9 protein-coding genes are annotated in these 9764 nt (G+C 43.4%); all 9 read right to left on the reverse strand.

What is annotated here, in order from left to right:
* Positions 1 to 36: 36 nt before the first annotated feature.
* Positions 37 to 906 (reverse strand): twin-arginine translocase subunit TatC, encoded by an 870-nt coding sequence (gene tatC, locus JMY05_RS13585; RefSeq protein WP_011959994.1) that lies wholly within the window; start codon positions 904 to 906, stop codon positions 37 to 39.
* Positions 903 to 1289, reverse strand: a complete 387-nt coding sequence (gene tatB, locus JMY05_RS13590; protein ID WP_036599454.1) for a Sec-independent protein translocase protein TatB — start codon at positions 1287 to 1289, stop codon at positions 903 to 905. Before tatB ends, tatC begins: the two co-directional genes overlap by 4 nt.
* A gap of 55 nt (positions 1290 to 1344) precedes the next feature.
* Positions 1345 to 1629 (reverse strand): Sec-independent protein translocase subunit TatA, encoded by a 285-nt coding sequence (tatA, locus tag JMY05_RS13595; protein WP_045448085.1) that lies wholly within the window; start codon positions 1627 to 1629, stop codon positions 1345 to 1347.
* Positions 1630 to 1709: 80 nt separating this feature from the next.
* Positions 1710 to 4328 (reverse strand): copper-transporting P-type ATPase, encoded by a 2619-nt coding sequence (locus JMY05_RS13600; protein WP_087945736.1) that lies wholly within the window; start codon positions 4326 to 4328, stop codon positions 1710 to 1712.
* Between the two features lie 575 nt (positions 4329 to 4903).
* Positions 4904 to 5398, reverse strand: coding sequence for a DUF305 domain-containing protein (locus JMY05_RS13605; protein ID WP_060492335.1), 495 nt, complete (start codon positions 5396 to 5398; stop codon positions 4904 to 4906).
* A 27-nt stretch (positions 5399 to 5425) separates the two neighbouring features.
* A complete protein-coding gene (locus JMY05_RS13610; RefSeq protein ID WP_201615424.1) occupies positions 5426 to 6445 on the reverse strand; it encodes a copper resistance protein B in 1020 nt (339 codons plus the stop codon).
* Positions 6446 to 6476: 31 nt separating this feature from the next.
* Entirely contained in the window at positions 6477 to 8183 is a 1707-nt protein-coding gene (locus JMY05_RS13615; RefSeq protein WP_045448091.1) for a copper resistance system multicopper oxidase, read from the reverse strand.
* 94 nt (positions 8184 to 8277) lie between these two features.
* The gene (locus tag JMY05_RS13620; protein ID WP_011959987.1) at positions 8278 to 8916 is read right to left on the reverse strand and encodes a DUF411 domain-containing protein; all 639 of its coding nucleotides are present in this window, start codon (positions 8914 to 8916) and stop codon (positions 8278 to 8280) included.
* Positions 8917 to 9080: 164 nt separating this feature from the next.
* Positions 9081 to 9704 carry a c-type cytochrome gene (locus tag JMY05_RS13625; protein ID WP_201615425.1) on the reverse strand — a complete coding sequence of 208 codons (624 nt, stop codon included), beginning with the start codon at positions 9702 to 9704 and terminating at the stop codon, positions 9081 to 9083.
* Positions 9705 to 9764: the final 60 nt, after the last annotated feature.

A 9764-nucleotide genomic window follows, 5' to 3' on the forward strand; every position in this document is an offset into this window, starting at 1 on the left:
AAAAGTAAAAAAGGTTCTTGGCGTATTTAAGTAGTGCTAGCTACTTTCTAATGTTTCATTCCCTGAGACTAAATCATTATTTCGTTCATTTTTAATTAATATCTTTGCTAAGAGTAAACCCAGCTCAAATAATAGCCACATAGGAATCGCCAACAACAGCATTGATACACCATCAGGCGGTGTCACTACCGCGGCGATCCCAAAACAGCCGACTATGATATAACGACGCTTATCTTCTAAAATTTGAGTAGAAACGATTCCGGCCATTATCAGCAATAAGGTAACCACTGGAATCTCAAAAGTCAGTCCAAACACCATAAATAGCTTGAGGGCAAAGCTCAGATAACTGTCAATATCGGTCATTGGTATAACGTTCTGCGGAGCGAACATAATAAAAAATTTCAATACCCCTTTGAGTACGACAAAGTAGGAAAAAGCAACACCAGCATAAAATAGAAATATCGAAGATAGCAGTACAGGAATGGCAATTTTCTTCTCTTTTTTATATAAGCCGGAAGCTACAAATGACCAAATTTGATACAGGATATAAGGCATTGCTAAAAATGCGGCGACGAATATCGTTAAGCGAATGGGTGCCATAAAGTTTGACGTTATATCAGTGGCAATCATGGTCGAATTGATGGGTAACTGCGCCACTAATGGGTCTGATAAAAGATTATAAAGCTCGCGTGAAAATCCCACCAATACTAAGAATATAATTAAGACGACCACGCATATTCTTATTAAGTGCGTACGCAGCTCGATTAAATGTCCGGTAATAGGCATATCGCCAAGCGTACCTAACGTATCTCCAGACTCACTATTCTGTGTTGTATCTGTTGGCGCCTCAAACTCTATATCTGTTATTTTTTCTTGTCGACTTTTTTGCCGTTTAAATAGGCTCACTGATCCGCCTCCTGTTTAATGAACGAGGAGGTAGTATTCTGTTGATGGTCTTTATCATAAGGGGTGATTGACTGATGTGAAGCGTCTAGGCTTTGGTTCTGTGACTGCTCAAACTTTTGCATACTGCCACGCATTTCTGCTAATTCGCGCTTCATATCCGACTCGGTCTGACGGATTTTCGCAAGTTCATTTTGCATTTGTTGACGTGTTTCAGCTAGATCAAGCTCAGCTTCTATTTCAGATTGTAGAGTGGATACTGTACGGCGCAGTTTGGCATACCATTGCCCAGCGGTACGTGCGGCTTGCGGCAGTTTTTCTGGGCCCAATACGATTAAAGCAATGACGCCAAACAAGAGTAATTCGGAAAACCCAATATCAAACATAACAGTCACATATATTAATAGACTACTTAGTGCCGCTATTTATAAGCGGCGCGCTTCATACTTTAGGCTGGTCATCAGTGGAAATAGGGCTGATTTCCATATCATCAGCCTGATTACCTACACGCGTATTTAAATCATTACTTGCAGCTGGCGTACTATTTTCATGGCTAAGCACATGATTTTTGCGAGCATTCTCGGGTTCTTCATCTTTGACCGCTTCTTTAAAACCCTTCACCGCACCGCCTAAATCTTTACCTACATTTTTAAGCTTGGCAGTACCAAATACGACCACCACTACGACCAATAAAATCAGCCAATGTGTAATAGAAAAGCTGCCCATAACGGTATCCTTATATTTTGTGATCTTGTTTAGACCAGTATGTGTCAGTGTGCTTTAGAACACTTTTTACCGTACCAGAATTATAGTTTCAAACGGCGCAATCGCAGCGCGTTAGCAATCACCGAGAATGACGACAAGCTCATCGCTGCCGCTGCTATCATCGGACTGAGCAGAAGCCCAAATGTGGGATAGAGCACACCTGCGGCAATAGGAACACCAAGTGCATTGTAGATAAAGGCAAAAAACAGATTCTGTCTGATATTGCGCATGGTGGCGTGGCTAAGCTTATAAGCTTTGGCAATGCCCATTAAATCACCTTTTAGCAGGGTAATGCCCGCACTCTCCATCGCCACATCGGTACCGGTTCCCATAGCGATACCAACATTAGCTTGCGCTAGCGCTGGTGCGTCGTTGATACCATCACCCGCCATAGCGACCAATTTACCGCTGTCTTGCATTTCTTTGACGATACGGTTTTTATCCTCTGGTGAGACATCCGCATGAACTTCATCAATACCTAGTTTATTGGCGACTGCCTGCGCGGTTTTTTCGTTGTCACCGGTTAGCATCACAACTTTTAAACCTGCGTCATGAAGCAGTGAAATAGCCTCTTTAGTGCTTGGTTTAATAGGGTCAGCAACTGAAATAATACCAGCAGCTTTACCGTCTATAGCCACAAACATTACCGTTTCACCGTCTTTTCTACGGACATCAGCTTTAGTGGACAGCTCATTATCAAAACTATTTAGGCTTTCCATAAGCTTAGAGTTACCAATAGCGACTTTCTTACCATCGACCACGGCTTGTACGCCTTCGCCAGTAGTCGAATTAAAGTCAGTAGCTTTAGGAATAATGAGTGATCTTTCTTGAGCTGCTCTAACGATAGCTTCTGCTAAAGGATGCTCGCTAGCGCTTTCTACTGAGGCTACCAATGCGAGGAACTCGTCTTCATCTTGACCTACCTGCGCATCAATTGCGGTAAGCTCGGGCTTACCAGCGGTCAGTGTTCCGGTCTTGTCGACGACAATGGTATCGACTTTTTCCATACTCTCTAACGCTTCAGCATTTTTGATGAGGACGCCGTTTTGCGCGCCTTTGCCGGTACCAACCATAATGGACATCGGCGTCGCTAGACCAAGGGCACAAGGACAAGCAATAATCAGTACCGCAATCGCGTTAACCAAGGCATAGGCCATAGCGGGCTCAGGGCCGAATATCGCCCAGACAATAAAGGTAATGACGGAGCAAATAAGCACGATCGGTACGAACCACCCAGCTACCTTATCTACCAATTTCTGTATAGGTGCGCGGCTACGCTGGGCTTCAGCAACCATTTGTACAATTTTAGATAATACTGAATCTGCTCCAACATTGACCGCTTCGACTAATAGCGTTCCGGTGCCATTTACCGTACCACCAGTCACTGTATCTCCTGCTACTTTTGATACAGGGATTGGCTCACCCGTCACCATTGATTCATCAACATTACTATTACCATCGATCACTGTACCATCTACGGGTAGTTTCTCACCTGGTTTAACCCGTAGCTTATCGCCAGTGACGACCTCATCAAGCGAGACTTCGACTTCTTCACCGTTTTCATCGACACGTCTTGCGGTTGGTGGTGCGAGCTCAAGCAAAGCTCTAATCGCACCTGAAGTTTGACTTCTAGCTTTGAGCTCTAATACTTGACCCAGTAGCACCAAGGTCACAATGACCGCTGCCGCTTCATAGTAGACTCCGACTTGACCAGAGGCATCTCTGAAACTGTCTGGGAAAATATCGGGAAAAAAGGTCGCGACAATACTAAAAATATAAGCAGCGCCTACGCCTATCGCAATCAAGGTAAACATATTTAGATTGCGGCTTTTTATAGACTGCCAGCCACGGACGAAAAACGGGGCGGCGCCCCAAAGCACTACAGGGGTCGCGAGCACTAACTCAGCCCATTGTAAGATCTTTGAGGAGATACCATACTGACTAAAATTAACTACGTTTAAGTCAAACATACCGCTCATCACATATATTAATAGCGGTACAGTCAACACGGTACATATCCAAAAACGACGAGTCATGTCGTCAAGCTCTGAGGTGTCCTCTTCACCGATAGTAAGCGTTTCGGGCTCAAGCGCCATACCACATATCGGACAACCGCTATTTCTAACGTCTCTCACTTCAGGATGCATAGGACAGGTATATACCGTGCCATCGTAATCAGCAGGTACTTTATCGTATTTACCGCCTTTAACAGATTTTACTCCGCTACTATCAGTATCCTTTCCATGACAGCTAGCGTGACTATCATCTTTAGCAACTTCGTCTTCAGGTTTAAGAAACATGCCACATATTGGGCAGTCACTTTTTTCAACATCTCTTACTTCTGGATGCATAGGACAAATATAGACCGTACCGCTATAATTTTCCGGTATCTTGTCGTACTTATCGTCTTCGACAGAATTTACCTCATTACTATTATTAGCATCCGCTCCATGACAATGCGCATGACTATCTTCATGGTTGTTGGATTCAGCAACCTCGTCTTCAGGTTTAAGAAACATGCCGCATATCGGACAATCGCTCTTTTCAGTATCTCTAACCTCAGGATGCATCGGGCAGATATAAACCGTACCACTATAATTTTCTGGTACTTTATCGTACTGACCACCTTTGATAGATTTTTCATCGGCAATATGTTTCATAAAACCACTCCTTGAAGACAATAAATATTTATAATAAGTACAACTCTTAAAGCACTATCATCAATCCTCGATTGCTATTCATCTAATCATTAATCTAAAAACCTCTAAAAAATAATTTCTATACTTTTCAATTGGAATTTAGTTTTTATCACGCAAATACTTGAGCAGTGCCATGATTGTTAGTACTAGTACTGCGCAAAATAGTAGCGCAAACAACAAGCAGAGAGCCATCCAACCCCAACCCATGCCTTCCATCATAGTATTTCTCCAAGACTCATAGCACTCATATTGACAGTGGTGGGCGAGCGTATACTTTTAGATGCTTACTATCACTCAAGAATAGCAATCGACAGATATTGAACATTTCGATATAGGAATAAGAGGTTTTGAAATAAGAACAGTAAAACAAAGAGCAGTTACTGCAGTTGAAGGGGTAGGTAAAAAATCACATTAATTATCTGTGCAATCTGTCCTTTTAAGGTAAAGGTACCAGCGAAGACTATAGCGCTGATACCAGGTATCACCATTTTTTCATAATCAATTTCTTAGCTTGCCATACCTCTATATATAGCCGTCTATTCGAGCTCTTCAATAAGCGCTTGCATCTCAGCGATTTCACGCTTTTGCGCTTTAATAATATCGTCAGCGAGCTGTTGTACTCTAGGGTCTTCAATATCTGCTCTTGAGCTCGTCAAAATGGCAATCGAGTGATGAGGTATCATGGCTTGCATCCAATCGACTTGATCAACCGTTGCTTGGGAACGCACACCCCAAATACCTACAGCAAACATTACTACACTTATTCCATAAACCAGTAGATTTACCTTGGTCTTCTTATACATATTACCCATAAAGGCCAGCATAATGACGGCCATACCGGCACCCATGTAGAGCGCCATATAAGCTCGGGTCTCACTAAAATAAACATGATCCAATTGATAGGTATTAAAATACATCATGATAAACATTACAATCGTAGACGTCAGAATCATCAAAGTGAACTTCACATAAGGATTCATGCCCTGTTGATGGCTTTGATGATTCATGCTGTTTTGATCAGAAGTATTCATAATATATCTCCTATAATTTTGACAATGTTAGAACCAGAATTTAACACCGGCAGTCAAACTACTGCTATCAACCGATTCATTTTCTTGACGCCGCTGGTCACGCGCACTGCCAAGAGCCGTCTCATAGCTCACACCGACGTAAGGTGCCAGTTGACGACCTAAGGTTTCATAAGTCAGTCTAACTTCAGTCTCTAATTCATTGAATCCCTTGGTGATATGATTGTCAATATCGTCTTTACTAAAAGCTGACAGACCAACTTCCGGTATCACAACCCAGTGCTGACTCAAACGCCATTCATATTCTGCACCAAGATCAAGCCTAACTTGACCATCGGTGTAGAGATATGCTCTAGCATCTGTTTCAATAAAGTAAGGCATTGTGCCGACAATACCGGCCATAATGGCAGGCTTATCATTCTTGGTATCATAGGCGACCCCTGCTTCGCCATTCCAAAAAATACTTAGCGGCTTCCAGTAAGACAATGAGGTCAGACTATCAATGTCTTTCTCATCTTTGGTCTGAACACTACCTTCACTACGTAAAGATAGACGGCGCTCATCTAGGCCATACCAAGCACTAACCTCATAATTAATCTGATCGTCATCAAACTGATAGCCTAAATCGTCTACAGAAACGCCCCATAATGGCATATCACCCATCATCATAGGCTGACCATAGCGTCCATAGGGAACACCGTTTGAATAGTCAGGACTGCGAGCATCAGCTGGAGCTTTACCACCTTGCATACCTGACATATCCATACTGCCATGGTCCATGCCTGACATATCCATGCCACTGTGATCCATATCCGACATGCCCATACCAGACATATCCATTTTGCTATGATCCATATCCGACATGCCCATACCAGACATATCCATTTTGCTGTGATCCATATCCGACATGTCCATACTACTATGGTCCATATCTGACATAGTCATGTCTTTTTTAGCAGTGGCAGGGTCAGCAGCATTAGCAAATGATGATGCTAGTAATACCAATGATGATACCCCAGCGAACCGTAAACCCACTTTATGTATTTTCATCTCATCTCTCACCTATCAACCAAAGATTTGCTTAAACGACCGCCACTTCTCTGAACATACCGGCTTCCATATGATAGAGCAGATGACAATGCCATGCCCATCGACCAGCTTCTCCTGTGACATCAAAGCTAATTTTTTGAGCTGGTTGCACCATCATAGTATGCTTGCGCACCTGAAACTCACCGTTAGGCATGCGCAAATCGCTCCACATCCCATGTAAATGCATCGGATGATTCATCATCGTGTCATTGACTAAGGTAATACGCACGCGCTCACCCGGCTTGATATTGACCGGCGTGGCCTCACTGAACTTAACCCCATCAAACGCCCAAATATAGCGCTCCATGTTACCGGTTAAATGTAGCTCGATCTCTCGGGTAGGCTTGCGCTGCTCCGCAAATATTGCCTCATCGACAGAGCGTAGCTGACTATAATTCAATACCTCTCTATTAATATTGCGCAGGTTGATACCTGGATCGTCAAGGTTCATACGTGGACTGTCCACACGCATATCAGACTTAAAGTCATATTCTGTTTTAGCGTGCTTAGCTTTATAACCATTAGCACCCATAGCACCCATCATATCTGCCATGGTGAGCCATTCAATTTTGTCCATAGCAGGCGTTGCCGCACGAGCACCTTCTTTGGTGGCAAGCGTTGCTGCGACATAGCCCGAACGGTCTATGTTTTGGGCAAATATGGTATGCGCATCTTTGGTCGGGGTGACAATGACATCATAGGTCTCAGCCACGCCAATACGAAAATCATCAATAGCGACTGGTGCGACATCATTACCATCCGTTGAGACGACTGTCATTTTAAGACCGGGTATGCGTACATCAAAGATGGTTTGCGCTGAGGCATTGATAAAGCGTAATTTAACGCGCTGTCCTGCTTTGACGATTTGCGCCCAATTAGCTGCGGTCGTTTTGCCATTGATAAGGTAGGTAAATGTGTTTTCACCCGACAAGTCCGTAAAATCAGTGGGCATCATGCGCATCTGATTCCACATTTTGCGCTTATCAAACGCGGTTTTCATATCCGTTTCGGCAATATCAGCAAGCAGTTTTTTGAAGTCTGGTAGATGGTAGTTGTCAAAGTCGGCGCGCTGTTTGAGCAGCTTCAAGAGATTATGCGGGTTGCGGCTGGTCCAATCACTAAGCACGATCACATGGTCTTCGTCGATAGGATGACGCTCACGCCCTTTAGGTTCAATCACAATGGCACCCAGCATACCGGTTTGTTCTTGGAACCCACTGTGTGAGTGATACCAATAAGTGCCTGATTGTTTTAATTTGAATTTATAAGTAAAGGTGCTGTTCGCAGGAATGCCATCAAAGCTAATGCCCGGCACCCCATCCATCTCAAACGGTACTAGTAGTCCATGCCAATGGATAGAGGTTGATTCATCCATCTGATTATGAACACGTATCACCACCGTATCGCCTTCACGCATTTTTAGCGTCGGTGCTGGTAGTGAATCATTGATGAGCGTCGCCATGCTCTTTTTGCCGTTCACAATAGCGGACTGTTTACTGACGTATAAATCAAACTCTTTCCCTGTCAATACAGGTACTTTATGAACGTTTTGATCACTATTAATAGTAGCGCCCTGACTGCCTGAGCGACTCGATTGTCCCAATGCGCTACTAGCAATAGTCGGCATCAAGGAGGCACCAAGGACAGCAGAGGATCCGGTTAAAAAACGTCGGCGGTTCAGTATGTTCTTTTTATTCATAATGATAACCTGATTTAATTTGAGAGATGGTGGTTAAGCTTATAGTTATAATATTTTCGATATTTAACAGAATCTATTCACATCTAAGCCAACACTACAGCTGCTGCTGAGGAGACTCAATAGCAGCATAGACTTCTGTGGTGCCGTCTTTATTAAGCTGCATTACCTTATAAGGCATGAATTTACCTTCATACTCCATACCGGGGCTACCAACCGGCATACTCGGTACGGCAAGTCCAATAGCTTGTGCAGGAGGATTTGCTAAGAATTCAGCCATGTGTTTAGCAGGGACATGCCCTTCAAAGACAAAACCGTCGGTGGTAACGGTGGTATGACAAGAGCGCATTTGCTGTGGTACGCCATAACGCTCCTTAAATAAGGATAGATCTTCCACATCGTGCGTGGTTGCACTTAATCCATTGTTTTTTGCATAGCCTACCCATTCTTTACAGCAGCCGCAGTTGGCATCTTTATAAACCGTGGCTGAGACGTTTTTGAGTAATGATGACGAGCTGTTAACGGGAGCATTTGTAGGAGCAGAACTTTCATTTTGTACTTGTGCATTCTGGGTAGCAGACTGTTCAACCTTTACTGGTTGAGAATCAGAGCCACTGGTATTAGATTGGCTGCAAGCGGCTAGCGTTAACGAGAGTGACGATGTCACCACCAATAAAAGGACACGACCGGATAACCAGCTATGTCCATTAGAAAGCACATGTGTGTAATGTCTCATTAAATTACTCCTAAACGTCTATTGTTATGCTCGATATTCTAAAACTTACACCCTATATTTGAATTCTTATGTACTTAACTAAAAACATTAAATGCAGCACTGTTCAGTACTGCATTATTAATAGCGACAACCGTGAGTTAGGAGGCTTTCATATCTAGAAAGTATTAATGCTGCATTCCAGATCCATCATCCGACATATTCATACCCATATCACCACCATCTGACATATTCATATCACCGTCAAATGACATGTCCATCATATCGCCATCTATCCTAGTGGTTAGCATCGTGTATTGGCTTTCATCTAATTCAGGTAACGATCTAATGAAGGCTACCATTGCCCACATTCTACCGTCATCATGGGACGCGCCCCACGCAGGCATTCCAGATGCCATAATACCGTGCTTGATTGCCCAAAAGCTTTGCTTTGCACCGTCTTCTGTTTGATAACGTTTGACAATATCAGCCTTGGTAATGTTGGGCGGCTTTGGATATAAGCTCTCACTAAAGTCAGTTTGTGCCACTCCCGGAGACAAGTGACAGCCTGCACACATATCCTTATAGTCCGCGCCACCAGAACTGATTAGCTCAACCTTCTCTAAATCTGGTACCACAATATCTTTACTGGCATTTTCTATGGAACGATTGCGAGCAGTTTCTAAAAAGCTAAACATCATTGGGCTATGCTCTTGGTCAGCTCCCACATTGACAACGCCACTAGTAACAACCGCAAACACGCTAACGATTGCCACAAATACGGTAAAGAGCGCACCCAATAAAAATTTCATATGTTTTCCTAAAAATTTATTTCCGTTAAGTGTTGACTGCTATTTAACAGAGCTAAAATT

Origin of the sequence: Psychrobacter sp. JCM 18902, assembly GCF_904846615.1 — a bacterium.
Lineage (GTDB): Bacteria > Pseudomonadota > Gammaproteobacteria > Pseudomonadales > Moraxellaceae > Psychrobacter.